General features: G+C 47.6%; 25 protein-coding genes. 20 read left to right on the top strand and 5 right to left on the bottom strand.

All coding sequences use genetic code 11. From position 1 onward, the window contains the following. Window positions 1-8: 8 nt before the first annotated feature. The 8 genes from DXA57_RS06700 (at window position 9) to DXA57_RS06665 (ending at window position 6,569) form a co-directional block, all read left to right on the top strand. On the top strand, window positions 9-956 hold the full coding sequence (locus DXA57_RS06700; RefSeq protein ID WP_117765862.1) for an RnfABCDGE type electron transport complex subunit D: 948 nt from the start codon (window positions 9-11) through the stop codon (window positions 954-956). Then, window positions 953-1,573 carry an RnfABCDGE type electron transport complex subunit G gene (locus tag DXA57_RS06695; RefSeq protein WP_117765860.1) on the top strand — a complete coding sequence of 207 codons (621 nt, stop codon included), beginning with the start codon at window positions 953-955 and terminating at the stop codon, window positions 1,571-1,573. The genes DXA57_RS06700 and DXA57_RS06695 overlap by 4 nt, the downstream gene beginning before the upstream one ends. Then, window positions 1,566-2,249, top strand: a complete 684-nt coding sequence (rsxE, locus tag DXA57_RS06690) for an electron transport complex subunit RsxE (protein ID WP_117765858.1) — start codon at window positions 1,566-1,568, stop codon at window positions 2,247-2,249. The genes DXA57_RS06695 and rsxE overlap by 8 nt, the downstream gene beginning before the upstream one ends. After that, entirely contained in the window at window positions 2,246-2,821 is a 576-nt protein-coding gene (locus tag DXA57_RS06685; protein WP_117765856.1) for an electron transport complex protein RnfA, read from the top strand. Before rsxE ends, DXA57_RS06685 begins: the two co-directional genes overlap by 4 nt. 15 nt (window positions 2,822-2,836) lie before the next feature. Continuing rightward, window positions 2,837-3,628, top strand: coding sequence for an RnfABCDGE type electron transport complex subunit B (locus DXA57_RS06680; RefSeq protein ID WP_117765854.1), 792 nt, complete (start codon window positions 2,837-2,839; stop codon window positions 3,626-3,628). Between the two features lie 30 nt (window positions 3,629-3,658). Further along, entirely contained in the window at window positions 3,659-4,540 is an 882-nt protein-coding gene (locus DXA57_RS06675; RefSeq protein WP_117765852.1) for a DMT family transporter, read from the top strand. Between the two features lie 306 nt (window positions 4,541-4,846). Then, on the top strand, window positions 4,847-5,539 hold the full coding sequence (locus tag DXA57_RS06670; protein WP_117765850.1) for an iron-sulfur cluster assembly scaffold protein: 693 nt from the start codon (window positions 4,847-4,849) through the stop codon (window positions 5,537-5,539). A gap of 19 nt (window positions 5,540-5,558) precedes the next feature. After that, on the top strand, window positions 5,559-6,569 hold the full coding sequence (locus DXA57_RS06665; protein WP_117765848.1) for a GGGtGRT protein: 1,011 nt from the start codon (window positions 5,559-5,561) through the stop codon (window positions 6,567-6,569). A 543-nt stretch (window positions 6,570-7,112) separates the two neighbouring features. Here DXA57_RS06665 and DXA57_RS06655 read toward each other — a convergent pair. Next, window positions 7,113-8,057: an AEC family transporter gene (locus tag DXA57_RS06655; protein ID WP_117765844.1), complete on the bottom strand. Its 945-nt coding sequence runs from the start codon at window positions 8,055-8,057 to the stop codon at window positions 7,113-7,115. A gap of 109 nt (window positions 8,058-8,166) precedes the next feature. Further along, window positions 8,167-9,093, bottom strand: coding sequence for a LysR family transcriptional regulator (locus DXA57_RS06650; RefSeq protein WP_117765842.1), 927 nt, complete (start codon window positions 9,091-9,093; stop codon window positions 8,167-8,169). A gap of 176 nt (window positions 9,094-9,269) precedes the next feature. Here DXA57_RS06650 and DXA57_RS06645 point away from each other — a divergent pair, with 176 nt between their 5' ends. From DXA57_RS06645 to DXA57_RS06590, 12 genes are all read left to right on the top strand, one after another. Further along, the gene (locus DXA57_RS06645; RefSeq protein WP_243005732.1) at window positions 9,270-9,734 is read left to right on the top strand and encodes an acyl-CoA thioesterase; all 465 of its coding nucleotides are present in this window, start codon (window positions 9,270-9,272) and stop codon (window positions 9,732-9,734) included. Further along, window positions 9,734-11,584 (top strand): helix-turn-helix domain-containing protein, encoded by a 1,851-nt coding sequence (locus DXA57_RS06640; protein ID WP_117765838.1) that lies wholly within the window; start codon window positions 9,734-9,736, stop codon window positions 11,582-11,584. Before DXA57_RS06645 ends, DXA57_RS06640 begins: the two co-directional genes overlap by 1 nt. A 307-nt stretch (window positions 11,585-11,891) precedes the next feature. Continuing rightward, the gene (locus tag DXA57_RS06635; protein ID WP_117765836.1) at window positions 11,892-12,560 is read left to right on the top strand and encodes a hypothetical protein; all 669 of its coding nucleotides are present in this window, start codon (window positions 11,892-11,894) and stop codon (window positions 12,558-12,560) included. Window positions 12,561-13,310: 750 nt separating this feature from the next. After that, a complete protein-coding gene (locus DXA57_RS06630; RefSeq protein WP_117765834.1) occupies window positions 13,311-13,784 on the top strand; it encodes a GNAT family N-acetyltransferase in 474 nt (157 codons plus the stop codon). Between the two features lie 139 nt (window positions 13,785-13,923). Beyond that, complete coding sequence (locus DXA57_RS17625) at window positions 13,924-14,049, top strand: hypothetical protein (protein WP_278309134.1); 126 nt, start codon at window positions 13,924-13,926, stop codon at window positions 14,047-14,049. A gap of 88 nt (window positions 14,050-14,137) precedes the next feature. Beyond that, window positions 14,138-15,952 (top strand): ABC transporter ATP-binding protein, encoded by a 1,815-nt coding sequence (locus DXA57_RS06625; protein ID WP_158571251.1) that lies wholly within the window; start codon window positions 14,138-14,140, stop codon window positions 15,950-15,952. Continuing rightward, window positions 15,949-17,766 (top strand): ABC transporter ATP-binding protein, encoded by a 1,818-nt coding sequence (locus tag DXA57_RS06620; protein WP_158571250.1) that lies wholly within the window; start codon window positions 15,949-15,951, stop codon window positions 17,764-17,766. Before DXA57_RS06625 ends, DXA57_RS06620 begins: the two co-directional genes overlap by 4 nt. A 567-nt stretch (window positions 17,767-18,333) precedes the next feature. Continuing rightward, complete coding sequence (locus tag DXA57_RS06610; protein WP_117765828.1) at window positions 18,334-19,332, top strand: ABC transporter substrate-binding protein; 999 nt, start codon at window positions 18,334-18,336, stop codon at window positions 19,330-19,332. Between the two features lie 38 nt (window positions 19,333-19,370). Continuing rightward, window positions 19,371-20,252: an ABC transporter permease gene (locus DXA57_RS06605; protein ID WP_117765826.1), complete on the top strand. Its 882-nt coding sequence runs from the start codon at window positions 19,371-19,373 to the stop codon at window positions 20,250-20,252. Then, window positions 20,245-21,018 (top strand): ABC transporter ATP-binding protein, encoded by a 774-nt coding sequence (locus DXA57_RS06600; RefSeq protein WP_117765824.1) that lies wholly within the window; start codon window positions 20,245-20,247, stop codon window positions 21,016-21,018. Before DXA57_RS06605 ends, DXA57_RS06600 begins: the two co-directional genes overlap by 8 nt. 175 nt (window positions 21,019-21,193) lie before the next feature. Continuing rightward, window positions 21,194-21,685, top strand: coding sequence for an anaerobic ribonucleoside-triphosphate reductase activating protein (nrdG, locus tag DXA57_RS06595; RefSeq protein WP_117765822.1), 492 nt, complete (start codon window positions 21,194-21,196; stop codon window positions 21,683-21,685). A gap of 19 nt (window positions 21,686-21,704) precedes the next feature. Beyond that, window positions 21,705-22,223: a deoxyuridine 5'-triphosphate nucleotidohydrolase gene (locus DXA57_RS06590; RefSeq protein WP_117765820.1), complete on the top strand. Its 519-nt coding sequence runs from the start codon at window positions 21,705-21,707 to the stop codon at window positions 22,221-22,223. Between the two features lie 9 nt (window positions 22,224-22,232). Here the strand turns inward: DXA57_RS06590 and DXA57_RS06585 are convergent, their stop codons facing one another. Genes DXA57_RS06585 through DXA57_RS06575 form a run of 3 tightly spaced genes read right to left on the bottom strand, consistent with a single transcriptional unit; the run spans window position 22,233 to window position 25,433 of the window. Then, window positions 22,233-23,717, bottom strand: coding sequence for an ATP-binding protein (locus tag DXA57_RS06585; protein ID WP_117765818.1), 1,485 nt, complete (start codon window positions 23,715-23,717; stop codon window positions 22,233-22,235). Then, entirely contained in the window at window positions 23,707-25,068 is a 1,362-nt protein-coding gene (locus DXA57_RS06580; RefSeq protein WP_117765816.1) for a vWA domain-containing protein, read from the bottom strand. The genes DXA57_RS06585 and DXA57_RS06580 overlap by 11 nt, the downstream gene beginning before the upstream one ends. An 11-nt stretch (window positions 25,069-25,079) precedes the next feature. Continuing rightward, complete coding sequence (locus DXA57_RS06575; protein ID WP_117765814.1) at window positions 25,080-25,433, bottom strand: hypothetical protein; 354 nt, start codon at window positions 25,431-25,433, stop codon at window positions 25,080-25,082. Window positions 25,434-25,530 lie beyond the last annotated feature (97 nt).

The raw sequence follows: 25,530 nt of genomic DNA, 5'->3' as shown, positions 1-25,530 counted from the left end.
GAAGAAAAATGAGTGGGTTATTAAAAGTATCCTCCAATCCCCATGTGCGTGCGAGGATGAAAACGGACAATATCATGCTCCTTGTCCTGATTGCTTTGCTGCCGGCCTCTTTTTTCGGCGTCTGGAATTTCGGACTTCGTTCTCTGGCTGTGCTTGCAGTTTCTGTGGCATCCGCAGTGCTGACAGAATATATTTATGAAAAACTGATGCATAAAAAGATCACCATCGGCGATTTCAGTGCAGCGGTGACCGGTCTTCTTCTTGGACTGAACCTGCCTTCCACGGTGCCTCTCTGGCTTCCGGTCATTGGAACGGTATTTGCAATTTTGTTTGTCAAACAGCTTTTTGGAGGTCTTGGCCAGAACTTCATGAACCCGGCACTGGCAGGAAGATGCTTCCTTTTGCTTTCTTTTGCCGGCAGAATGACAGATTTCACCTGGGACGGAATTTCAGGTGCCACTCCGCTGGCTGCTCTGAAGGCCGGCAATCCGGTGCGTGTACTGGATCTGTTTCTCGGAAAAACAGCAGGAACCATCGGAGAGACCTCCGTTGTTGCCATTCTCATCGGAGCAGTTGTGCTTTTGTGGTTTGAAGTCATCGATCTTCGGATCCCCGGTTCTTATCTGTTATCCTTTGCTGTCTGTACGCTGCTGTTCGGCGGGCATGGCCTGGACTTTGGCTTCCTTCTGGCAGAACTCTGCGGTGGAGGACTGATGCTGGGGGCATTCTTTATGGCAACGGATTATGTGACCTCGCCCATTACCAAAAACGGGCAGATCGTTTATGGCATCGCTCTTGGTATCCTGACGGCAGTTTTCCGTTTTCTCGGAAGTGCGGCAGAAGGCGTTTCCTATGCTATCATCATCGGAAACCTTCTGGTACCTGTCATTGAAAAAGTAACAGAACCTACGGCTTTCGGAAGAGAACCGTTCTGGAAAAGGGGGAAAAAGGCATGAAGTCAATTATAAAAAATGCATTGATCCTCATGACGATCACACTGACAGCCGGCATTTCTCTCGGAGCTGTCCATGCAATCACAGAAGAACCCATTGCGGCACAGGAGAAAAAGAAAAAAGAGGATGCCTGCAAGGCGGTTTTTCCGGAAGCGGAAACCTTTGAGGCCTGGGAAGAATTTGATGAGGAAAAAGCAGAGGAGCTTCTGACCCTGGCAGGCTTTACTGCAGATAAAGTGGAAGATGTGACACTGGCGGAGGATGAAAAAGGAGAACTGCTGGGAGCTGTCCTGAACGTTACCAGTACGGAAGGCTATGGCGGTGACATTTCCTTCTCTCTGGGAATCTTAAAGGATGGTACGGTGAGCGGAATCCAGATCCTTTCCATCAGCGAAACGGCAGGACTTGGCATGCGCGCCAAGGAAGAGAGCTTTTACGGTCAGTTTGCAGGAAAAAATGCAGAAAAATTTTCTTATACAAAGACAGGGGCTTCGGCTGAGGATGAGATCGATGCCATCAGCGGAGCCACCATTACCACCCGTGCGATGACCAATGGTGTCAATGCAGGGCTTTCCTACTTCCGTGACAGTCTTGTGAAAGGAGGCGTGATCCATGAATAAAGCGGCAGAACGGCTGTATAACGGCCTGATAAAAGAAAATCCGACGTTTGTTCTGATGCTGGGTATGTGTCCGACTCTGGCGGTAACGACCCTGGCCATGAACGGTATTGGTATGGGACTTACCACAACTGTGATCCTGGCACTCTCCAATGTGATGATCTCAGCTCTCAGAAAAGTGATCCCTGACGGTGTCCGGATGCCGGCCTATATTGTGATCGTGGCTTCGTTCGTGACGATCGTACAGTTTCTTCTTCAGGCATATGTACCGGGACTTTATGAGTCTCTGGGAATTTATATTCCACTGATCGTGGTAAACTGTATCATTCTGGGAAGAGCAGAGGCATACGCATCCAAAAATCCGGTGATTCCTTCCTTCTTTGACGGACTGGGTATGGGACTTGGTTTTACGGTAGGGCTGACTGCCATCGGTATCGTCCGGGAACTGATCGGTTCCGGAAAAATCTTCGGTTTTCAGGTAATGCCTTCCGCATATGAACCGGTGACCATCTTTATTCTGGCTCCCGGTGCTTTTCTGGTGCTGACGCTTCTGGTTGCTCTTCAGAACCGGGTGAAACGCTCCCTGGAGAAAAAAGGAATTGAGACAAAGATCGGAAGCGGCTGCAGCGGTGAATGTGCTTCCTGTCAGGAAAGCTGTAAAGGAGGGAAGACAGAATGAAAGAACTGTTTATGATCGGCGTGGGAGCCGCTCTTATCAACAATGTGGTATTAAGCCAGTTTCTGGGTATCTGTGCCTTTCTTGGTGTATCCAGGAAGACAGGAACGGCAGCAGGAATGGGCGCGGCAGTCATTTTTGTCATCACCCTGTCATCTCTGATCACGGGGATCCTTTATCGCTGTGTTCTGGTACCTCTTCATGTGGAATATCTCCAGACGATCGTGTTTATCCTGATCATTGCCGCCCTGGTCCAGTTTGTGGAGATGGCGCTGAAAAAATACAGTCATGCTCTTTATGAGGCACTGGGCGTCTATCTGCCATTGATCACGACCAACTGTGCAGTGTTGGGTGTGGCTCTGATCAATGTACAGAAAAATTATAACATTCTGGAGGGCGTCGTATACGGACTGGCGACAGCCATCGGATTTTTCATTGCTATTGTGCTCATGGCCGGGATCCGGGAAAAGATCGAAGATAACGATATTCCCGAATCCTTTAAGGGAACGCCCATCGTGCTTCTGACGGCCTGCCTGATGGCCATTGCATTTTTCGGCTTTTCTGGGCTGAAATAGGAAGGAGGAGAGGAAATGTCTGGAATCATTGTTGCAACCTGCCTCGTAGGAGGAACAGGACTTCTTCTCGGTCTGTTTCTCGGGATCTCCAACCGGTTTTTCCATGTGGAAGAGGATGAGAGAAAAACGGCGGTGCGGGAAGCACTGCCGGGAAATAACTGCGGCGGCTGTGGTTTTGCAGGCTGCGATGCCTGTGCCGGAGCGATCGTTGCAGAAGAAGCTCCTGTCAATGCCTGTCCGGTGGGCGGAGATGAGGCGGCTGCCAAAATTGCGGGAATTCTTGGAAAGGAAGCGAAAAAGACCAAACGGATGACCGCTTTTGTACACTGTGCCGGTACTTGTGAAAAAACAAAACAAAATTACGATTACTGCGGAGCAGGTGACTGTGAAATGCTCGCCTTTGTTCCTTCCGGCGGTCCAAAGGTCTGCCACGGCGGCTGCCTTGGCTTTGGAAACTGCGTAAAAGTCTGTGCTTTTGATGCCGTGCAGGTGATCGACGGTGTGGCTGTGGTAGATCGGGAAAAATGCCGGGGCTGCGGCCAGTGTGCCCTCCATTGCCCGCGTCATCTGATTGAGATGATCCCCTATGAACAGAAGACGGCTGTGGTCTGCTCCTCACGGGAAAAAGGAAAAAGCGTCATGGCTGCCTGCGAAGCCGGCTGTATCGGCTGCAAAAAATGCGAAAAAACCTGTCCGCAGGGCGCCATTCATGTGGAAGAGAACCTGGCAAAGATCGATCCGGAAAAATGCAGCAGCTGTGGCGCCTGTATCGAAGCCTGTCCGAGAAAGATCATTCACTGGATCTGACGAATACACAAACGAGGAGAAGCGGAAAAAATGAAAAAAACAGACATCAAAAGCCCGGCAATGCTGTTTCTGGCAGCGTTTATCTGGGGTGTGGCCTTTGTGGCACAGAGCGTGGGCATGGATTATGTAGGACCTTTTACTTTTAACACCGTGCGGAGTATCATCGGCGGTCTGGTGCTGATCCCGTGCATTTTCTTTCTGGGAAAGAAAGAGCGGGGAGAAGAGAAAAAAGAAGAAGATCCAAAGACACTGCTGACAGGAGGACTTTTATGCGGCCTCTGCCTCTGCGTCGCAAGTAATTTCCAGCAGTTCGGTATCCGCTATACGACTGTGGGAAAAGCCGGTTTTATCACGGCCATGTATATCGTGCTGGTTCCTGTTCTCGGCATCTTTCTGAAAAAACGTCCCGGAAAAAAGGTCTGGTTCAGTGTGGCGCTGGCTGTCTGCGGGCTTTATCTTCTCTGTATGACAGAAAAACTGTCCCTGGGAAAAGGAGATGCCATGGTGCTTCTCTGCGCCCTGCTGTTTGCGGTACATATTCTGGTCATCGATCACTTTTCACCAAAGGTGGATGGAGTGAAGCTTTCCTGTATCCAGTTCCTGGTCTGCGGAGTCCTTTCTGCGATCCCTGTGTTTCTTTTTGAAAAACCGGAGACAGGAGCGGTTTGTTCAGCCTGGCTGCCAATCCTTTATGCCGGAGTCTTTTCCTGTGGGATCGGTTATACATTGCAAGTCATCGGACAGAAGGAGATGGATCCCACAGTGGCTTCTCTGATCCTCAGTCTGGAATCCGTGATCTCTGTGCTGGCGGGCTGGGTGCTTCTGGGTCAGCGACTGGCCGGCAGGGAAATCCTGGGCTGTGTGGTGATGTTTGCAGCCATTATCCTGGCTCAGCTCCCGGACAAAAAATAATGAGAAAAAGCCTGTCTCAGAAAAGGGGACAGGCTTTTTGACATCTTTACGAAAAAAGCAGCGAAAAAAGTTGAAAAATATACTGGATTTTTTAGTCGATCTATGAGAAAATACAATTAGGTATGGCATGGGTTCATCTGACCCGGCATACATAGAACAGGCAGCAGAGCGGAAATGCTTACAGCAGGAGCCATTGCTCAGGAATCCGGCTGATGTGGGAAAGATTTCCGGGACGTCCGGGAGAATTTTGCACAGCCATTTGCGGGAAGCTGTCGGGAAAGTATTTAACTTGAAAGGAGTCTTACAATGATTTATTCACAGGAAGTAGAACAGATGTGTAAAGTTGCACAGGGTGTTAACCACGGCGCAGCTCCCATCCCCGAAGAAGCAAAATGGGTAAAAGCCAAAGATGTCAAAGACATTTCCGGTCTGACTCACGGTGTCGGCTGGTGTGCTCCGCAGCAGGGTGCATGTAAACTGACCCTGAACGTAAAAGAGGGCATCATCCAGGAGGCTCTGGTTGAGACCATCGGATGTTCCGGTATGACCCATTCCGCAGCTATGGCTGCTGAAGTTCTTCCGGGAAGAACCGTTATGGAGGCTCTGAACACCGACCTTGTATGTGACGCTATCAATACTGCTATGAGAGAGCTCTTCCTGCAGATCGTTTACGGACGTACCCAGAGTGCATTCTCCGAAGAAGGACTTCCGGTTGGAGCAGGTCTTGAGGACCTTGGTAAAGGACTTCGTTCTCAGGTTGGTACCATGTACGGTACTCTGAAAAAAGGCCCTCGTTATCTGGAGATGGCAGAGGGTTATGTTACCGGAATCGGCCTGGACGAAGAGGGCTGCATCATCGGTTACCAGTTTGTAAACCTCGGCAAGATGACCGACTTCATCAAGAAGGGCGATGATCCGAACACTGCTTATGAGAAAGCAAAAGGTCAGTATGGCCGTATCGCAGATGCTGTTAAAATCATTGACCCGAGAAAAGAGTAATCGAGGAGGAATATAGATCATGGCTTTATTTGAATCATATGAAAGACGTATTGATAAAATCAACGCTGTCCTGAACAGCTACGGCATCTCTTCTATCGAAGAGGCTGAGAAGATCACCAAAGATGCCGGTCTGAACGTTTACGATCAGATCAAAGGCATTCAGCCGATCTGCTTTGAGAATGCATGCTGGGCATACATCGTAGGCGCAGCGATCGCTATCAAAAAGAACTGCCGCAAGGCTTCCGAGGCTGCTGCAGCTATCGGAGAAGGCCTTCAGGCTTTCTGTATCCCGGGTTCCGTTGCTGACCAGCGTAAAGTAGGTCTTGGACATGGTAACCTTGGTAAAATGCTTCTGGAAGAGGATACCGAGTGCTTCGCATTCCTGGCAGGCCATGAGTCCTTCGCAGCAGCAGAGGGCGCTATCGGTATCGCTACCAAAGCAAACCGTGTACGTCAGAAACCGCTCCGCGTTATCCTGAACGGTCTTGGAAAAGACGCTGCTCAGATCATCGCCCGTATCAACGGTTTCACTTATGTTGAGACTGAGTATGATTACTACACCGGCGAGCTGAAAGAGGTATTCCGCAAGGCTTACTCCGATGGCCCCCGTGCAAAAGTAAACTGCTACGGCGCTAACGACGTTCGTGAGGGCGTTGCTATCATGTGGAAAGAGAACGTTGACGTTTCCATCACCGGAAACTCCACCAACCCGACCCGTTTCCAGCATCCGGTAGCAGGTACCTACAAGAAAGAGCGTATCGAAGCTGGTAAGAAATACTTCTCCGTTGCTTCCGGTGGTGGTACAGGACGTACCCTGCATCCGGATAACATGGCAGCAGGTCCGGCTTCCTATGGTATGACCGATACCCTTGGCCGTATGCACTCCGATGCACAGTTCGCAGGTTCCTCCTCCGTTCCGGCTCACGTTGAGATGATGGGTCTGATCGGTGCAGGTAACAACCCGATGGTTGGTATGACTGTTGCAGTTGCTGTATCTATCGAGGAGGCAGCTTCTCAGGGAAAATTCTAATTGAACAGAATATTTTGAAGATAAAAAGTACCGTGGTGTAACAGCCACGGTATTTTTTTCAAAATAATTTTTGTAACAGTTCATTTTGAAATTGGCGGAACGTTTTGATAGATACTGATTTTTTAAAAAGCAATATAAAAAACAGCAAAAATAAAGTATAATAATTTTGATAAATACTATAGAAATGCATATGCATATATGATATACTATAGAAGCTGCCAGGCCTCCAGCAGAAAGGAGGTGAGTGATCAATGCCAGAATTATTAACTACTCTTCTTGTTTCTGTCATAGCGAGTGTAATTAGCTACTACATTTGCAAATGGCTTGACAGAGACAAATAGGCAGCGAAAGCCTAGAGGCGTAAGCCACCTTACATAAACGGAATAGAAAACCCCGGAAGTCTGGTACACTTCCGGGGTTTTCGTATGTTTAAGTTGATCAATGCCAATAGCTACTCTTCTTAGCTGATTCTAGTATATGCGACTTGGATAAAAAAGTCAAGCCCCAAATACCTCATGCACAATAAAAAATTGCAAATCAGGGTCAGATCAGCTGCATAGCCTTCAGCACATACAGCCATCCCGTCATGGTAAAGGCACTGGCCAGAGTGGTGATGAGGACCGTGTTGGAGGTCAGGGCTCCGTCGTGGTCCATATTTTTGGCCATGATGTAGCAGCTGATGGTAGTGGGGGAGCCCAGCATCACGAGGATGGAGAGAAGTTCACTTCCACGGAATTTCAGCAGAACAGCCAGAGGCAGGAAGATGGCCGAGAAAAGCACCAGCTTATTGAAGCTTGCCAGCAGGGCAGGTTTTAAACTGGCGACGGCTTTTTTTCCATCGAAGGAAGCTCCCATGGCCATAAGACCTAAAGGAGTAGCCAGGACAGCCACGTTATGTACGGTCTTTTCCATGATAAGCGGCATGGTAAGGCCGGAGAGAGACCAGAGAGAACCGGCCACGATGCCCAGGATAATGGGATTTGTGAGGATGCCCTTAATGGTTTTCTTCAGAAGCGTGCGGTCAATGGATTTGACACCGGGCTTTAAGAAGGAAAGCACGATCACAGCCATGACATTATAAAGAGGAACAGTGCCGAGAATCATTAGTGGAGCCATGCCGGAATCACCGTAGACATTTTCCACGAAAGCAATGCCGAAAAGGGCGGCGCTGCTCCGGTAAGAGGCCTGGACAAATTCTCCTTTCAGAGAACCGTCTTTTAACAAAAAAGAAATCCCGATACTGATAAGGATACTGAAAAAAGTGGCCAGAAAACAGAATAGAACAAATTTTCCGTTCCAGAGCCCGGCAAAATCAGAAGTTCCCAGATCCTGAAAAAGAAGCACCGGAAGAGCACCCTGGAAGACAAAACGATTTACCTGTTTGACAAAATCCGGTGTAAAAAGTCCGACTTTCCGGAAAAAGGCGCCCAGAAGCAAGGTAAGAAAAATGGGGATCGTAGCATTCAGACAAAAAATAAGATTACTCAAAAAAACACTCCTTTCTGACAATCTTCTCCATTGTATCACGTTCGGAAAAGATTGACCAGACAGGGGATAGAAAAAAAGAAGAAAGTCTGTTATAGTAAAAGGGATGTATTCAGGAAAGGGCTCCGTTTTCCCTGAAAGAACCGGTATCGCTGTGTGTATTCAGATATTTGATCAGAAGCCTTGCGGCAAGACCTGGCTGCTTAGAGGTATCTTCTACCAGGCAGACATAGCGCTCCGGTATGGCTTCTGTCAGATTCAGCTGGAAAACTTCCTGACGTTCCAGAGGAACATGGGCAAAAGGCTCCGGGATAAAGCCCATTCCGAGATTGCACCGTACACCGGGGAGAACCAGATCGGAGGTTTCTACTTCGATATCCGGGTTCAGGCTGAGTCCGTGGCGTGAGAAGAAATTTTCATAAAAGACCCGGGTTCTCGTTCCTTTGGCCAAAGTAATCAGGGGATAACGGCTCAGTTCGTCCAGATCAACGGCATGATCCAGAAGGTGCTGATAACGGGGACCGCAGATACAGATTTCCTGGATCGGAAGCAGTCGTGTCATCCGCATGGGAGGTACCAGTTCAAGGGGTGTGGATACAACAGCCAGATCCACGTTGCCGTTTTTCAGATTTTCCAGAGCCTCAGAAGCCGTGTGGTTATAGATCTTCAGCTTGATAGCCGGATGTTCCGTATAGAAAAGCTCCAGCTTTTCAAAAAGAAAACAGCGAAGAGCCGTCTCACTGGCTCCGATGCGGATCGTATCTCCCTGAAGGCCGTAAGAACGGGAGAGCAGTTCTTCTCCTACAAAGAGCTCCTCACAGGCCGGAGCCACATGGTCAAAAAGCTCTTCTCCCTCCGGAGTCAGGGCCACGCCCTTCCGGGTACGGATAAAGAGCGTACAGCCAAGCTCCTGTTCCAGGATCTTGATCATCCGGGAAATGGACGGCTGGCTGGAATAGAGCAGGGACGCAGCCTGGGTGATGCTTTTGTACTTTGCAACATAATAAAAAATCTTGTAATATTCAAAATTTACGGACATAATTGGATGCTCCTTTGTCAGATACCGTTTTTTGCTTCTTGTAATACAAAAAACGGGGCATTCCGTTCAACAGGCCATAAATGTAGAGAGGCTCTGAACGCTATCTCTATTTTATCATAAAAAAATGATATGGCAAGTATCAGTTTTTAATAGAAAGGATGATTATTTTGAAAAAAATGAAACATGTGGAGGACTCCCTCACAGAACAGACGTATCTTTTGATGCATAGGCATATTAATGGTTACGGCCGGCTTTTCGGCGGCCAGCTTCTCATGTGGATCGACGAGCTGGCAGGAATCGTGGCGACCCGTCATTCCGAGAGCAGGATCACGACGGCCTCCATCGACAATCTGAACTTTAAAAAAGCAGCCTTCCTGAATGATACCGTCGTTCTGATCGGAAAGATCACCCATGTGGGCAGAAGTTCCATGGAAGTCCGGGTGGACACCTATGTGGAGACTCTGGATGGCATGCGCCATGTTATTAACCGGGCCTATGTGGTCATGGTGGCCATCGACGAAGAAGGCAAAGCCGTCCCTGTTCCCGGCCTCATCGTAGAGACCGAGAGCGAAAAAGCCGAATGGGAGGCAGGAGAGAAACGGTACCAGCTGCGGAAACAGAGACGGCTGGAGGGGTTCTGATGAAAAAGAACGAGCTTGGAGGCCTTTTGCTGCGCCTGCGTAAAGAGGCCGGTTTTTCGCAGGGCCTTTTATGCAGCGGAGTCTGTTCCGTCTCCAGGTATGCCCGCATAGAGCGGGAAGAACTTGAACCGGATTTCTTCCTGCTGGACCGTCTGATGGGACGGCTGGGAAAATCCGTGGAGCGGCTGGAATATGTAATGCCTCTCAGCGTCTACAGGATTTATGAACGACGGCAGGACATTCAGGAAGCCATCCTGTATGGGAAGTTAGACGAGGCGGAAAATTTACTGGATTTGTATGAAAAAGAAAAACTTGCGGAAGGTTCCCTGCACAGACAGTATATTCTGCAGGAGCGTGCCCAGGTTGCCTGGATCAGGGAAAAAGATCCGGACGAGATTCTGAAACTGCTGGACCAGGCCATCGGGGAAACGATGCCGTCGGAGGAGGAGATGAAGAAGGAGCACTGCTTCAGTGCAGAAGAAGGAAAGCTCCTTCTTTTTCGCTGGGAAGTTTCCCGGAAATCGAGAACTGCCAGCAGAAATTTTGAAGAACTGAAACGGCTTCTTCGCTGCATCTGCGAACAGAAAACGAACCGGATGGACCGGTCAAAAATTTTCCCCTATGCCGTGCTCTTATATGGAGAGCATGCGCCGGAGGAAAAAATCATCACTGTGAGAAGTCTCGCCGAGGAGGCACTGGAGCTTTTGCGGGACGAGGGAAAGCTTCTCTACATGCCGGAATTGCTGGAGCTATGCGGAAAGCTTCTGAGAAAAAGCGGTGTTCCGGAAGAGAAACTTCAGGCCCAGCTTCTGGATCGTATGCGCCAGAGCCTTCTGGAAACCGAGCAGGAGTATGGGATTTCCTTTGAAAAATACCGCCTTTTCGATCATGTGATCCGCCGTTTCTATATCGATGCGGAGATGATCCGGAAAACGCGGACTGCCGTAGGTATGACGCAGGAAAAATTGAGTGAAGATATCTGCGCCCAGGAAACGCTGGCGCGGGTGGAAACCGGCCGCCAGACTCCCCAGAGCAGAAAGCTGCAGCAGATGATGGAAAAGATGGGCCGTGGCTGCGGCCGGGTCAATATGGCGATGGTAACGGAACAGTACGAAACTATAGAGCTGAAACAGGAGCTGTCGAAGTATATCCATCAGGAAAAGCATGAAAATGCGAAGGAAGTATTGGGGAAGATAAAAACACGCCTGGATATGAATTCTCCAGTGAATCAGCAGTATGTTCAGGCAGAACAGGTGGATATTGATTATGCGGAGAAAACAGCTGACGGGAAGAAATGTATAGAAAGATTAAGACTACTCTACCGGATGACGATAAGATCTGACCCGGAAGAGGAATGTGAGTTTGTTCTTTCGACTGAAGAGTTTCGCATTTTAAGCCAGATGGCATTGATTTATTTTGATAATCAACAGAAAGATAAATCCGTATTTATTTATCGAAGACAGGTGAAACAATTCAGCATGACCTGTGTCAGGCCGGTGTTTCACATTTTAGATTGGGGCGTTTCAAAAAATAATCTGGCTTTATGTATGACTGGTGAAAATGGAGATCTGGAGGAAGCAATCAGTCTTTCGATCGAGTCAATAAAAATAGACATAAAGGCTGGACTGGGAGCTTCATTAGGGCGAAGTTTGATTACGATTGGAGATGCCTGGGAGCAAAAAAGAGATGAGCGATATGTACACTATTTCAAAAATGGTATTTTCTTGCTAAAGCTATATAAGATGGACTATTTATACCATGATGTAATATCTCACATACAGTTAATGAAGTTTCCAGATAGAAATCAATTTAATGATGTCCTCCGTTGGGATGGCCAATTTCTGAAGTAGGAGATGGTTTTATGAGTGCATCTGGAATATTAGGGAATGACAAAGGTAGAGGAATACGGATAAGTATCGTTGTTATAAGTAGAATAGATAATAGTTGACGTTTAAAATGTTTCATTGCAGAAACCTCCTTCAAAATAATTTTTGATAACATAAGTGTATGGTAAAAAACTGAAAAAGTTTATGACGTTTCGCGAAAATAAAATTTGCATAAAACGTCATAAACTTTTTTGGCTTTATATGATAAAATTTAAATAAAAAGATAAAGAGTAATGAATTTTCATGAAATAATGAGAAAGAGGTGAGTCCGATGGAGCAACTACAGTTAAGTTATCATGAAACTAAAGATGTTTTTTATAGAAAGGAAAAAAATCTTATGAAAAAATCTAAAATTTTCTCTATATTGATTATTGTAACTTTGTTAATGGCTTCTCTTTCTTCTAAGGCATCGGAAAATATGGTATCGCAGAAAGAACTTGACAAGCAGATAAAAAATCTTTGTACCAAATATGATGTTGAAGTCTCTTTTTCACATAGCGAAGGTTTTGTAACAGAAAAAGAAGCCACAGATTATCTGACTCAGTTAGAAAATGCTTTCTCAAAGCCTCGGAATAGCACTATAAATGGAAGGTTGAGTAATATTCAACCATGTTTCAACTATCAAAAGAATTATTCTGCAATCGTTAGAGTCGTAAATACAGCTTTAACATTTGCTGACATTGAGATTTCATGCACAGGTACTATATATGATGGCAAAATTACATTTCAATCTATCTCTAATATTCATAGCAGACAATATGGTTATGGTGCTGGTTTTGTAAGGTGGACGCAGAAAAGCTCTAGTTCTACTATAAGTAGTGATAAAAAGACTGCTCAGGTGTCGGCCGTGGGGACTTTGGTAACTCAGTATACGATATTAGGTAGAACAGATACATACACTTATGATCATGTAGTCGGAATGAATATTCGTGCGGCATGATAGTAATTTTAAAATCCAGAGAGGTAATTATGTTATATCTTAGTGCAAATTCTGAAGTTATCGATACGTTTTCTTATCAGCTTCAAAACACAGGTTTTGAAGTCAACATATATATGGTTGTTTTACTATGTAGTCTTATATTAAACATCATATTAATATATAAAAATTGGAAGAATAAGCACAAATAAGCACTTTTGTGACTGTTCGACGACACACTTTGGCAGATGCTGATCGCAGTTTATTTTCGTGATAATGAGCTAAGTAATCATGCTTGCCTTGGATGGATATTTGGTGACTGTCGCGAGGATCAAGGAGTTGTTGCAAAATAGATGAGTAATCAATCTATGGAGCAGCAGCTTCTTTTTGTACCAAAAAATGAAAAAGCAGGCTCTGAAGAACTTCTCCGTTTCTTATGTCTCCAGCTTTTGCGTTGGCGGTGTTTTCCGGTGTTCTGCCGCCGTTTTTTGTCCTGGCGAGTGAGCGGCTGATGATGGATGGACTCTCAATCTCACGTTCGGTAACAACAAAAGAATGGCTTTATTACAATGGAAACAGAACTCTTTTTGTGTTATACTGAACACACCATTGCGAAGGGAGCCTGTTATGTTATTAAAAAAATGGAAAGAAGTATACTGCACCTCCAATATGGAAAAATTTTTCCGAGCCAAGAATTTACTGGACGCCAAAAACATAGCTTACAGGACAAACACAATAATAATTTAACTACTGGTGCGAGAAATGGAGATTCCTATGGATTATGAAATAAGAGAACTAAAACAGGATGAAGTGAATATATTAAACACCTTTTTGTATGAAGCCATTTTTATTCCGGATGGCGTAGATGCCCCACCCTATGAAATAATAAAGAAACCGGAATTACAAGTATATGTAGCGGATTTTGGCAGGCAAAAAGGCGATATATGCTATGTGGCTGAATTAGATGAGAAAATAGTAGGAGCAGTCTGGGTTCGTATTATGGATGACTATGGGCATGTTAACGATGCAACTCCTTCACTTGCTATTTCATTGCTTAAAGAGTACAGAAATCATGGCATTGGAACGAAATTGATGAAAAGGATACTTTTGGAACTTAAAAATCAGGGATATAAGCAAACCTCATTGTCTGTTCAAAAGAAAAATTATGCTGTTCGCATGTATTATAAAGTGGGCTTCCATATTGTTGAGGAAAATGACGAAGAATACATTATGGTATGTAAATTGTAATTCGAGATTTTGGCATAAAGTGTTATAAACTTTTTTTGCCTTTTATGATACGATCTGAGAAAGGAGCCTGTTATGTTATTAGGACACCCAAAACATAGCCTACAAGACAAACACTACAAATAATAATTTAAGATTATCCATGAATAATCTTACTGGCTCAAGCGTTGCCCTGAGCAGAGATGGAAGTGTAAAAGATTTTTATGAAGTGCTGGTAGAAGAGAAAGACGAAGCCAGGGCAAGAGCTATTCTGTCAATGGAAAACTGATGAAGCTTAATGGTGGCTATGCAAAACTATTTCTGGCGCAGAATGCGATATGAAAAAGCAGAAGACTAAGTACGGAGGACACCCCAAAATGAAACGAATCCAATCGGCCTACAAAGATCTTTTTACCATTTTATCATCCACAAATCCGTTTCTGGTGCCTCTGGCCTTTGCTTTGGCTGTGCTTTCTGGTGTCCTGCCGCCGGTTTTTGTGCTGGCAAGTGAGCGGCTGATGACGGACGGACTCTCGATCGCCCGGGGAGAGCTAGCGTTTTCGGCGATTGTTCCGACCATGCTGGTTTTTATCGTGAGCGCGGTGCTGCCTGATCTTCTGAATCTTTTGCAGCAGGTCTATGTGGAACCCCAGACGGAGCTGATTTTCCGGTCTGCCTACAAGGGAAGGATGCTGCAGAAACTGAAAAAACTGCGCTATGAGCATTACGAAAACAAAGAATCCAGAGAGATCATAGACAAAGCCTACGGCCGGGCGGAAACAGCTGCGCTGCATCTTTTTCCAAAGTATTTCTGCAATGCGCTGACAGCGACGGTGGCCACTGCCGGAACTTTGATTCTTTTTCTAAAAATCCGCTGGTGGTTTCTGTTCACGCTTCTGGCTCCCGTTGTGCTGGAACGTGTGCTGTGCTTTAAAAACTCCTTCAACATTTATGAGGAGATGGAAACTTACTGGGAGAAGGAGATCCAGTATGAAAAACTGGAAAAAATGCTCTGTGAGCCAAAAACGATCCGGGAAAATCGGTTAAACCAGTCGTCCGATTTCCTGATCCGCACGTTTCAGAAGCGGCTCGGAGGTAGAAACCGGGAATATGAACGCTATTATTTCCAGAATCTCCGCCATCATTTTGCAGAGAGAAATATCTCCAGAGTTGGTCAGCTGATAAATGCAGGCCTTCTTCTGTGGATTTATCAGACAGGGGAGCTTTCTTTTCCGACGTTTGTGGCCCTGGCGGGGGCTATATTTACGACGCTGGCGGAAAATCTTTCCTATTACACGAATATCGTTGCAAACATGGGCTATCACATAAAGGCCTATGAATATTATGACAGGTTTTTCAACCTTTCGGAAGAAACCTATGGAGAGGCGAAGGAAGTTCCCAAAGACTGTTCCATTGCCTTTGAGGATGTCTGTTTTACATATCCCGGGACGGACAGGCAGGTGCTGTCCCATATGAGCTTTGAGATCAGGGCCGGAGAGAAGATTTCCATTGTGGGAATGAATGGAGAAGGAAAAACGACGATGGTCAAACTCCTGCTCGGGCTTTTCGAACCGGACAGCGGCCGGATTCTGATTGGAGGAAAGCCTCTGCAGGCCTATGCGAGGGAAGCGCGGGAAAAAATATTCGGAACGGTTTTTCAGGACTTTACAAGGTACAGTATCTCGTTAAGGGAAAACGTGGGAATCGGTGATGTGGAGCAGCTTTCTGACAGGGAGGCAGTGAGAGAGGCGATGCAGAAGGGAAAGGTGCTGCCTTTTCTGGAACGCCTGCCAAAAGGAGAAGATACCATGCTGAACCGGGATTTTGAGGGCGGCGTAGATCTCTCCGGAGGGCAGTGGCAGCGGATTGCTCTGGCCCGGGCATTGATGGGCGACAGACCCGTTCTGATCCTGGATGAGCCCACGAGCCAGCTGGATCCTATGGCGGAAAGTGAACTTTACAGTGAATTTGCGAAGCTCGCAGAGAACAAGACCTCGCTTTTTATCACACATCGTCTGGGCTCTACCAGAATCACCGACCGTATTCTGGTGATCTCAAAGGGGCGGGTCGTGGATACGGGAACGCATGAGGAGCTGCTGGAGCGGGGCGGTATCTACGCAGATATGTGGAAGGCCCAGAAGCAGTGGTACCAGAAGAAATGGGCCCAGAAGAAGGAGGTGAAATCCCCATGAATGATCGCACAGCAGAAAAAGAACGGGAGATCCAGAAGGAACAGAAGCCTTCTTTTCGTCATTTGCTTCGCCTGTTTCTCTATGTTTTCCGCGCAACAAAAGGGATCAGCTGCATCTATCTGGGATTTTTTGTCCTGCTTTCTTTCTTAAAACCGCTCATTGCGGAAATCTGGGGCCGGTATATTTCCGTGGTGGAAAATGCCGGGAATCGCGTAACAGAAGCGGCGTTCATGCTCGTGCTTTACTGGGGAATCTCGTTTGCGGCGGACCTTCTGGAGAGTTATCTTGCGCCGGAAGGCGGTGGAGATTTTGAGCAGCTGGATATGGTTCAGGCCAACCGGCAGCAGGAGCTTTTCAAGGTACATCTGCTGAAAAAAGTCAATTCTGTTTCGCCGGAGTATTTAGAGGCACCTGTGATGAAAGACCGGATGCGCCAGGTCTTTGATTTTGCCGGGGACAGCTGGAATGGAATCAACCGGAAAGTGATGATCAGCGGCTATGTGGTGGTCGCAAAGGTAATTTCTGTGCTGACGATTGCGGCGGCGCTTTATCTTTATCATCCCTTGCTGAGCGTCCTTGTACTTCTGGCGCCTCTTCCGACCCTTTACAGCGTTTCTCTGGGGGAAAAGCTGCAGTTCCGTTTTGTGAAGGAGAGTACGGAGCTTCAGCGGGAGACCGAATATTTTGAGGAGCTTTTGCTTTCTCCGGCGGAAAAAGAGATCAAAACGCTGGGGCTTCATGACTTCTTTTACGGAAAATGGAGAGAGCGGGCGGATGCCTATGTGATCCGCCAGAAAAAACTGATTCGGAACCGCGCGTTATTACAGATCGTAAATTCTCTTTTTTACAATGTGGCCCATGTGGGCGGCATGGTTCTGGCGATTCTTCTCCTGGCCCAGGGAAAGCTTTCTCTGGGAGCCATGAGCGCGGTTTTTGCTATGACGGGGACGCTGATCACGGATTCCGCCCAGCTGATCCGGGCCTTTGGAAGCTTTCAGGCGCAGAAAAACCGGGCGGCGCAGTTTTTTGACCTGATGGATCTTAAGGAGGATGAAACTCTGGAATCGGAGAAAGTGTCGCTCCATAGGGCGGAGGCAAAAGGCGTGAAATACCGCTATCTGCTGACCACACGATATACGTTAAACGGTGTGGATTTTACCCTGCATCCTGGCGAGAAGGTCGCCTTTGTCGGGGAAAACGGCGCAGGAAAATCGACCTTTGTAAAACTTCTTACCGGTATGCTGAGTCCGTCTGAGGGGACGCTCCTCCTGAACGGGAAACCGACGGAAGAGCTCCATCCGGAGTCTCGTTTTGACGCCCAGAGCGTGGTTGTCCAGGACCCGACCCATTATGAAACGTTTACGCTTTATGAGAATGTATTTCTTGGAGAGACCCATCAGCGCTATGAGGAAAAGGCCATAGAGCGTGCCCTTGCTTTTTCCGGGCTTTCGGCTCTGGAAAATAAGCTTCTGGGAAAATATGTGGGGGGAACGGATCTCTCCGGAGGCCAGTGGCAGAAGCTTGCGATCGCCCGGGCGGCCTACCGGAACCGGGATCTGATCGTTCTGGACGAGCCTACCAGCAACCTGGACCCTCTGGCGGAAACGGAAATTTTTGAGAAATACAATTCCCTGGCGAAGGATAAAACCGTCATCTACGTCACCCACCGGATCTCCGTCGCCAGGCTCGCGGACCGGATCATCGTCTTCAAAAACGGGAAGATAGAAGAGGATGGCAGCTTCAATGAACTGATGCAATTACAAGGAGAGTTTGCCCGGCTTTATGAGCTGCAGTCACAGTGGTATGACAGGTGATGATATTCAATAAAAGAGTGTGAAAAACTCAATATTACCTGACAATAGTATGATTTGATCCAAAAATATAAAGAAAACTCCCCTTTCCCGAAAAAGGTATGAAAAAAATAAAAAAACAGGGTTGACAAGTCGGATATTTAGTGTTAGACTTTACCACAACAAAGAACAAACCGATGAGAAAGAGTAGTAAGCATCTTGGAAGATCAAAGAGAGCTGCAGATGGTGAGATTGCAGTATGGACTGATTTGCTGAATGGACTTTCGAGGGCGGCCTGAAATGGAGTCACAGAGTAGGAGCAGCCGGGAACCGAACCCGTTATCAATCCGGAGCGTATGATAGTACGTGCAAGAGAGGGCATGTGTGAAAGCACAGCTAAGTTGAGTGGTACCGCGATAATAAGATTTTATTACCGCCTCAAATCAGAAAGATCTGATCTGAGGCGGTTTTCTTTTTCTACAGAAGATCGCTTCCGGCCCTGAGCTCTCTCATTTTCTTTCCGACACCGGTGTATCTTTGAGAACAGCAATGCGTTAACAAAAACCACAGTATGGAAAAGGAGAATGAAAGATGAGAAGAAAAGTAATGGCAATGGTAATGGCAGCAATGACAATGGCAGCAGCAATGGCAGTTCCGGCAATGGCAGACGAGGAATCTGTAACGATCGGTATCAGCCAGTTTGCAGAGCATGGTTCGCTGGACAACTGCCGGGAGGGTTTTCTGGAAGGCTTAAAAGAGGCAGGTTTTGAGGAGGGCAAAAATCTCACCGTGGAATATCAGAACTCACAGGCAGACACCGGAAGCGCAGCGACCATCGCAGACAGCTTTGTCAATAAGAAAGTGGATCTGATCTGTGCCATCGCTACTCCGAGTGCTATGAGCGCTTATAACAGTGCCATGGATGCAGACATTCCCGTGATCTACACCGCAGTATCCGATCCGGTCGGTGCCGGTCTTGTCAATGAGGACGGAACCAACGTAGGAAATATCACCGGTACTTCTGATAAACTGCCGGTAACGGAGCAGATGGAACTGATCCGCGAACTGATGCCGGATGCAAAGAAAATCGGTATTCTCTATACCACCAGCGAGGCAAACTCCGTCAGCACGATCCAGGAATACAAGGACAATGCAGAAAAATATGGTTTTGAGATCGTAGATACCGGTATCAATACCATTGCCGATGTGGAAATGGCAGCCAAGGACCTGGCTTCCAAGGTAGACTGTATCTCCAACCTGACGGACAATACCGTTGTTTCTGCTCTCCAGACCGTTCTGGCAGCAGCAAACGACGCAAAGATCCCGGTATTTGGTTCTGAGGTAGAGCAGGTGAAAAACGGTTGTGTGGCAGCTGTCGGTATCGACTATGTAGCTCTTGGAAAACAGACCGGTGAGATGGCAGCCAAAGTCCTGAAGGGCGAGGCAACTGCTGCAGAGACTCCGTTTGAGATCTGCGAGGGCGGTAATGTTTATGTAAACACAGAGGCAGCAGGAAACATTGACTTTACCATTTCTGATGATGTCCTGAATGAAGCAGCAGAGGTTTACGAGACGATCACAGTAGAGTGAAAAAGAGAAAAGGTTAAGAATTGAGAGGTTTATGACGTATGACACTTTTGATTAGTGTACTGGAGCAGGGAATGATCTACGCCATCATGGCCCTGGGAATTTATATCACGTATAAGATCCTGGATTTTCCGGATCTGACGGTGGACGGCAGTTTCCCCATGGGAGCAGCCATCGCGGCGGTACTCATCAGCAAGGACTTTAATCCGGTGCTGACGCTGCCGATCTGTTTCCTGGCAGGAGCAGTGGTGGGAACCCTTACCGGTCTCATCCATGTGAAGCTGAAGGTCAGGGATCTTCTTTCCGGAATTATCATGATGACAGCCCTCTACACAGTAAATTTAAGGATCGCAGGAAGAGCAAACCTTCCTATTTATAATAAGGTAACGATCTTTGAGAACAGTCTGGTCAAAAGTGTGCCGGAAGCCATTCTTCCCTTTAAGAATGTAGTGGTGATCCTGATCATTACTTTCGCCTGCAAATACATTCTTGACTGGTATCTGGAGACGAAAGCAGGTATGCTTCTTCGGGCCGTGGGAGATAACGACAAGATTATCACTTCCCTGAGTGTGGACAAAGGCAAGGTAAAAATCATCGGTCTTGCCATTGCAAACGGTCTGGTATCCTTAAGCGGTTGCATTTTCGCCCAGGAACAGCGTTTCTTCGACGTTTCCATGGGAACGGGAACTATGGTCATCGGCCTTGCCAGCGTGATCATTGGAACCAGCCTTTTCAGAAAAGTAACCTTCCTTCGTGTGACTACCAGTGTGGTTGTCGGCTCTGTGATCTATAAAGCCTGTGTGGCTCTGGCGATCAATCTTGGCTTTGCATCCACAGATTTGAAATTTATTACTGCGGCCCTGTTTCTGATCATTCTGGTCTTGGGAATGGAGCGGAAGAGGAAGGTGAATATCCATGCTTGAGATGAAACACATTTATAAATATTACAATCCGGGTACGGTCAATGAAATGTGTCTGTTTCAGGATCTGAACCTGACTGTGGAGGATGGCGAATTTGTAGCTATTGTAGGAAGCAACGGTTCCGGAAAGACCTCTCTTTTAAATCTGATCTGCGGAAGTATCCCTGTGGACTCCGGAAGTATTACCATCAGCGGGGAAAATATCACCGGACAGAAAGAGTACCGGAGAATGAGCAAGATTGGCCGTGTTTTTCAGAATCCTGCGATGGGAACCTGTCCGAGCATGACGATCCTGGAAAATCTGGCTCTGGCAGACAACAAGGGCAAACGCTACGGCCTGGGACTCGGTGTTCAGAAGAAACGAGAAGAGCATTACAAAGAGATGCTCCGGCCGCTGAACCTGGGACTGGAGGACAAGCTCCATGTGAAGGTAGGAGCCCTTTCCGGCGGTCAGCGACAGGCAATGTCCCTTTTCATGTCCACGATGACACCGATTGATTTCCTGATCCTGGATGAGCACACGGCGGCTCTGGACCCGAAGACGGCAGATATCAATATGCGCCTCACCGACCAGCTGGTCCGTGAGAAAAAGCTCACCTCCATGATGGTGACGCACAATCTCCGTTATGCCATCGAATATGGAACCCGTATCCTCATGATGCATCAGGGAAAGATCATCCTGGACAAAAAAGGCGATGAAAAGAAAGCGATGAAAGTAGACGATGTGCTCGATCTTTTCAATGAGATCAGTATTGAATGTGGAAACTGACGGAAAATGTACAGACGGCTTCTGAAGAGAAAGTTTTGGAAGCTGTTTCTTTTTTGCAAACAAGGCTTGACTCACCCGCCCTGAAATGTTACTATAGTGAACAGCGCACCATATGGTGTAAAGATAAAAATGAAAAATACTAAATATAGTATAGATGAAACGGGGCGACAACAACATGAGATACCACAATATTACCAGAGATGATATGCTTAACGGAGACGGCCTTCGGGTAGTTCTCTGGGTGGCAGGATGCAATCACTGCTGTAAAGAATGTCAGAATCCGGTGACCTGGGATCCCAACGGGGGACTTCCTTTTGACCAGGCGGCCAGACAGGAGATTTTTGACCAGCTGGAGAAAAGCTATATTTCCGGCGTTACCTTTAGCGGCGGAGATCCGCTCTATCCGGGAAATCGTATGGAGATCACGGCTCTGGCGAAAGAGATCCGGGAAAAGTTTCCGGAGAAGACGATCTGGATGTATACGGGCAGTCTCTGGGAGACGGTAAAAAATTATGAAGTCATGAAATATGTGGATGTGCTTGTGGACGGTGAGTATGAGTGCGACAAACGCGACACACAGCTCCACTGGAAAGGCAGCTCCAACCAGCGGGTGATCAATGTGCAGGATTCTCTCCGCAGAGGACAGGTAGTGTTGCACAACAGCTGAACATGAGGAGGATCAATCAATGAAGAAAATTGCGAAATTCCATAAAGTAAGCTATGGCGAGTTCGAGAAGGCCTGGAAGGGAGAATTTCCGGAGGCAAAAGAAGACGAGATCAAGGCGGTCTATGAGGAACTGAAGTTTCCGAAGCGGGCGACCAGAGGCTCCGCAGGATATGATTTCTATACGCCCTTTAACATCATCCTGAAACCGGGAGAAATGGTGAAGATTCCAACCGGTATCCGTGTGGAGATGGAAGAGGGCTGGGTATTAAAGCTTTATCCCAGAAGCGGACTTGGATTTAAGTTCCGCCTGCAGCTGAATAATACCGTAGGTATCATCGACAGCGATTATTTTTATTCCGATAATGAGGGTCATATCTTTGCAAAGCTGACCAATGATTCCAAAGAGGGAAAGGTCGTGTGCATCGAGAAAGGCACCGGTTTTATGCAGGGTATTTTTGTGGAATACGGCATCACGGTGGATGATGACGCAGTGGAGCTCCGAAACGGAGGCTTCGGAAGCACCACAGGTCAGAAATAAAAGGAAAAATCAGAGGCTGTCCGGGCTAACTTCCCGGATGGCTTTTTTTAGTGCTTCTTCCCGGTCAGAGACCAGAAGGGCGGAAGAGGCATCCAGATAGGCTTCTACGGGGTGAGAGCCGAGAAAAGAAGCGGACAGAGGATTTTTAGAAAGCTCTGTGATGAGGTAAAGAGAGGGCGGATCAGCGGAAATGCCGGGATCAAAAAGAGAGCAGGCAAGGCGTACCGCTTCGGCTGTCCTTTTTTCGGTTGTCTGAAAAGCCGTTCTTTTCTCCTCGTAGAACTGACGGACCGTTTCATTCAGGGAACGGTCTTTTACGGAAGAGAGGGTAAGATCTTCTGCCTTTTCTAGGATCTCACGCTCCCATTGGGCATCGGAAATGGAGATCAGACCGTTTTTTTGACGGACGGACAGGCTTTCCAGGCGTTTTTTCAGAAAAACGGGAAGCGCTGTTTCCTGACGATGCCAGTCTGAAAAAAGCTCCCGGTATTTGAGAAGCCGTTCTTTTTCTGCTGACCACTGTTCAAAGATATTCCGGAGAAAAGAAACCGTCAGGGAAGCGGCGGCGAAGCGTTCCTCGACAGAAGCCGTGTCCAGTGCCTCTTTGAGAACGGCAGAAGAAGCCGTATCCAGCGTGCCGGAAAGAAAATCTGCCAGCCTCGGGTCTTTTTGTTCCTTTTCATACCAGCGGTAATAGAGTGAAAAACTGCGGGCGATGTTCTCTTTCCGGAGATATTCGCTGAAAAGGAGCCCGGTTACCGGTTCTCCCAGAGATTCGTAGGAAAAAAGGATACAGGACAGATCCTCCCAGCCGCGGGCTGTGACAAAATGTCTGCCGTCAGCATTGGCTTCCATAGCATAGAAATGCTCCGGGTGAAGAGAAAGATAGGAACGGATGGCCGGATGGATGTCGGCATCTCTGGCGTAATCCTGCCAGACAGAGAGTTCTGCTTCGATTTCCATGTATTTGACCCGGTCCATGGTGACGATGTCAAACTCCCGTACGGACTGATTATATTCCGGAGGGTTTCCGGCTGCCACGATGAGCCACCCTTCCGGTACCGGATGATTTCCAAAAGTTTTGTTCTGAAGAAACTGGAGCATGACCGGTGTGAGAGTTTCCGAGACACAGTTGATCTCATCGATGAAAAGAATGCCTGTCTTGTGGCCGCTGTCTTCCATATACTGGTAGACGGAGGCGATGATCTCACTCATGGTATATTCCGTGACAGAAAAATGCTTTCCCAGATACTCCTTTTCCGTGAGAAATGGAAGGCCGATGGCGCTCTGACGGGTGTGATGGGTCATCGTATAGGAGAGAAAACCGGCGCCACATTCCAGGGCCACCTGTTCGACAATGGCTGTTTTGCCGATTCCGGGCGGGCCGATGAGAAGGATGGGGCGCTGGTGGACCCTGGGGATCCGATAAGTTTCGGGGGCGGTATAGGCGCGGAGGGTGCGCCGGATCTCATCTTTTGCATCTTTAATGTTCATATTGAAAAACCTCATTTCCGGCCTGGTCTGTGTCCAGGCAGAGTTTTGTGATAAAAGCTGGGACCTGGTAATTCAGAAAGGAAAAATCCGTGAAAACGAAAGCCGTTTCATAGGGCGGCGGAGTGGAAGGATAAATACCGTCGCCGTCAGTGAAATAGAGAAGTCCCTTTAAGTGTGTAAGCTCGCCTTTTTCCTGAAGCTTTTTTACATAAGAAAAAACAGGAGTAAAATCGGTACCTCCACGGCCGAGGATTCGGATCCTGCCGGAATTGGATTTCCATTCGTCCACCGAATGAATGACCGTATGCTCCTGAATGGCGGAATCGCACTGGATCAGATGGACATTCATTTTTTCAAAGAAATGTTCTTTGGAAGAAAGAATGGAGAGTGTCTCGGAAAGGAAACGGCTGACGGTCTCAAGGGAACAGGAGCCGGAGGTGTCGATGGCGATGACCAGTTCCTGTACCTTTGTGGAATCCCGGTATTCCAGCGGTTCCAGAAAGAAAAACTTTTCCGGCTGTGAAAGTCCGTAGCAGTACGGGATATAGTCAAAGCTGTCAAGATCCGGTTTTGTCTCTTCCCGGGTGATGGTGAGACGGCGGAGATAGCGGCGGAAGTCATAACTCCCTTTTTTCTCAAGAAGAAGCCACTCCAGACGGCTGCCGGGAGCAGCTCCGCGGCGGCTTTTTTTCCGGAGAGAGGGTGTGAGGGGAGAAAGAGAGAGAAGCTCCAGTGTTTTCTGGATCCGCTGAAGCTGTCCGGTACGGGAAGCGGAAGGACTCTTAGGACAGGAAGTGCCGCCGGAACCGTTCGTGGAAGCCTCGTTGCCATCACCGCCCATAAAAGAGCCAAAGACTTCATCTCCACCGGAAAACCAGTGCCGGTGGTCATCCGCCTGACAGCAGAGAAAGCGCTGCCGTTCCTCTGCCGGTATCTCCAGCAGGAAGGAATAAAGCTTTTCTGCACTTCTGGCACCGACCGGCAGTCCAGAATAGATCTTTCTGCGTTCCGGACTCCCCGGACTTTCCGGCAGGAGATAAGTATCGACAAAATAAGAGGCAGCCGTGTCTGCTGCCAGATTCCAGATTTCCTGTTCCACGGAAGCTTCCGGAAGAAAATGAAGAAAAAGCACATGGCTGAGTGTGTGGAGAAAGAGAAAATCCAGACGGTCTTCGAGAAAGGCTTTTCGAAGAAGGTTTTTCTCATAATAAAAAGAACTTCCGTCAGTTCCGGTTTCTTTTTCCACGGTTTCCTGAAAAGAGAGAAGGGAAAAAGCGGGACTGAGACCTGGAAACCGTTCGGTCAGCCGGACGGTCATACAGGAAAGGATCTGCTGGTCAAGGGTTTTCATGGACTGCCTCCTCAGAAATCAAGGGCAAAGGGATCGTTTTCTTCCGTGGCCGGATCCAGGCGTTCCCGATGACGGAGAAGATAGACTGTCATTTCTGTCTGTCCGGCATCTGCCGTTTTCAGGATCGCTTCCTGGTAAAGGCGGTGAGAGAGAAAACCGCCCTCGGCCATTTTTACCATTTCCTGAAACGATCCGTTTTTGATGATATGAAGCATTGCCGCCCGGCTGCGCTGTCTTAAAAATTTCTCATAGCGCTCTTTGAGGGAGGGATCGATGGTTTCACCTGAAAAATACCGGGAAACGGCGATGGAGAGCTTTAATGGCTCCTGCGTTGTCGTTAAAAATGTTTCATCTGTCTGCTGCATAAAGACCTCCTTTTTTCTGCTTTTATCCTATCACAGACAGGGGTTTCCGGTAAAGAGTGATTTTGCGGAAGAAAGGTATGGGATCCGGTAAAAATGG

It is taken from the genome of Blautia sp. OF03-15BH, from assembly GCF_003463065.1.
In the GTDB taxonomy this organism is placed as follows: domain Bacteria; phylum Bacillota; class Clostridia; order Lachnospirales; family Lachnospiraceae; genus Limivivens.
Note: the sequence above shows the minus strand (reverse complement) of the source record. Positions and strands in the feature narration are given on the sequence as shown.

What these genes read in the sequence shown, in the direction of transcription:
- DXA57_RS06700 (WP_117765862.1), top strand. Translation starts at nt 9, where the DNA reads ATGAGTGGGTTATTAAAAGTATCCTCCAATCCCCATGTGCGTGCGAGG.
- DXA57_RS06695 (WP_117765860.1), top strand. Translation starts at nt 953, where the DNA reads ATGAAGTCAATTATAAAAAATGCATTGATCCTCATGACGATCACACTG.
- rsxE (WP_117765858.1), top strand. Translation starts at nt 1,566, where the DNA reads ATGAATAAAGCGGCAGAACGGCTGTATAACGGCCTGATAAAAGAAAAT.
- DXA57_RS06685 (WP_117765856.1), top strand. Translation starts at nt 2,246, where the DNA reads ATGAAAGAACTGTTTATGATCGGCGTGGGAGCCGCTCTTATCAACAAT.
- DXA57_RS06680 (WP_117765854.1), top strand. Translation starts at nt 2,837, where the DNA reads ATGTCTGGAATCATTGTTGCAACCTGCCTCGTAGGAGGAACAGGACTT.
- DXA57_RS06675 (WP_117765852.1), top strand. Translation starts at nt 3,659, where the DNA reads ATGAAAAAAACAGACATCAAAAGCCCGGCAATGCTGTTTCTGGCAGCG.
- DXA57_RS06670 (WP_117765850.1), top strand. Translation starts at nt 4,847, where the DNA reads ATGATTTATTCACAGGAAGTAGAACAGATGTGTAAAGTTGCACAGGGT.
- DXA57_RS06665 (WP_117765848.1), top strand. Translation starts at nt 5,559, where the DNA reads ATGGCTTTATTTGAATCATATGAAAGACGTATTGATAAAATCAACGCT.
- DXA57_RS06650 (WP_117765842.1), bottom strand. Translation starts at nt 9,093, where the DNA reads ATGTCCGTAAATTTTGAATATTACAAGATTTTTTATTATGTTGCAAAG.
- DXA57_RS06645 (WP_243005732.1), top strand. Translation starts at nt 9,270, where the DNA reads ATGAAACATGTGGAGGACTCCCTCACAGAACAGACGTATCTTTTGATG.
- DXA57_RS06640 (WP_117765838.1), top strand. Translation starts at nt 9,734, where the DNA reads ATGAAAAAGAACGAGCTTGGAGGCCTTTTGCTGCGCCTGCGTAAAGAG.
- DXA57_RS06635 (WP_117765836.1), top strand. Translation starts at nt 11,892, where the DNA reads ATGGAGCAACTACAGTTAAGTTATCATGAAACTAAAGATGTTTTTTAT.
- DXA57_RS06630 (WP_117765834.1), top strand. Translation starts at nt 13,311, where the DNA reads ATGGATTATGAAATAAGAGAACTAAAACAGGATGAAGTGAATATATTA.
- DXA57_RS17625 (WP_278309134.1), top strand. Translation starts at nt 13,924, where the DNA reads ATGAATAATCTTACTGGCTCAAGCGTTGCCCTGAGCAGAGATGGAAGT.
- DXA57_RS06625 (WP_158571251.1), top strand. Translation starts at nt 14,138, where the DNA reads ATGAAACGAATCCAATCGGCCTACAAAGATCTTTTTACCATTTTATCA.
- DXA57_RS06620 (WP_158571250.1), top strand. Translation starts at nt 15,949, where the DNA reads ATGAATGATCGCACAGCAGAAAAAGAACGGGAGATCCAGAAGGAACAG.
- DXA57_RS06610 (WP_117765828.1), top strand. Translation starts at nt 18,334, where the DNA reads ATGAGAAGAAAAGTAATGGCAATGGTAATGGCAGCAATGACAATGGCA.
- DXA57_RS06605 (WP_117765826.1), top strand. Translation starts at nt 19,371, where the DNA reads ATGACACTTTTGATTAGTGTACTGGAGCAGGGAATGATCTACGCCATC.
- DXA57_RS06600 (WP_117765824.1), top strand. Translation starts at nt 20,245, where the DNA reads ATGCTTGAGATGAAACACATTTATAAATATTACAATCCGGGTACGGTC.
- nrdG (WP_117765822.1), top strand. Translation starts at nt 21,194, where the DNA reads ATGAGATACCACAATATTACCAGAGATGATATGCTTAACGGAGACGGC.
- DXA57_RS06590 (WP_117765820.1), top strand. Translation starts at nt 21,705, where the DNA reads ATGAAGAAAATTGCGAAATTCCATAAAGTAAGCTATGGCGAGTTCGAG.
- DXA57_RS06585 (WP_117765818.1), bottom strand. Translation starts at nt 23,717, where the DNA reads ATGAACATTAAAGATGCAAAAGATGAGATCCGGCGCACCCTCCGCGCC.
- DXA57_RS06580 (WP_117765816.1), bottom strand. Translation starts at nt 25,068, where the DNA reads ATGAAAACCCTTGACCAGCAGATCCTTTCCTGTATGACCGTCCGGCTG.
- DXA57_RS06575 (WP_117765814.1), bottom strand. Translation starts at nt 25,433, where the DNA reads ATGCAGCAGACAGATGAAACATTTTTAACGACAACGCAGGAGCCATTA.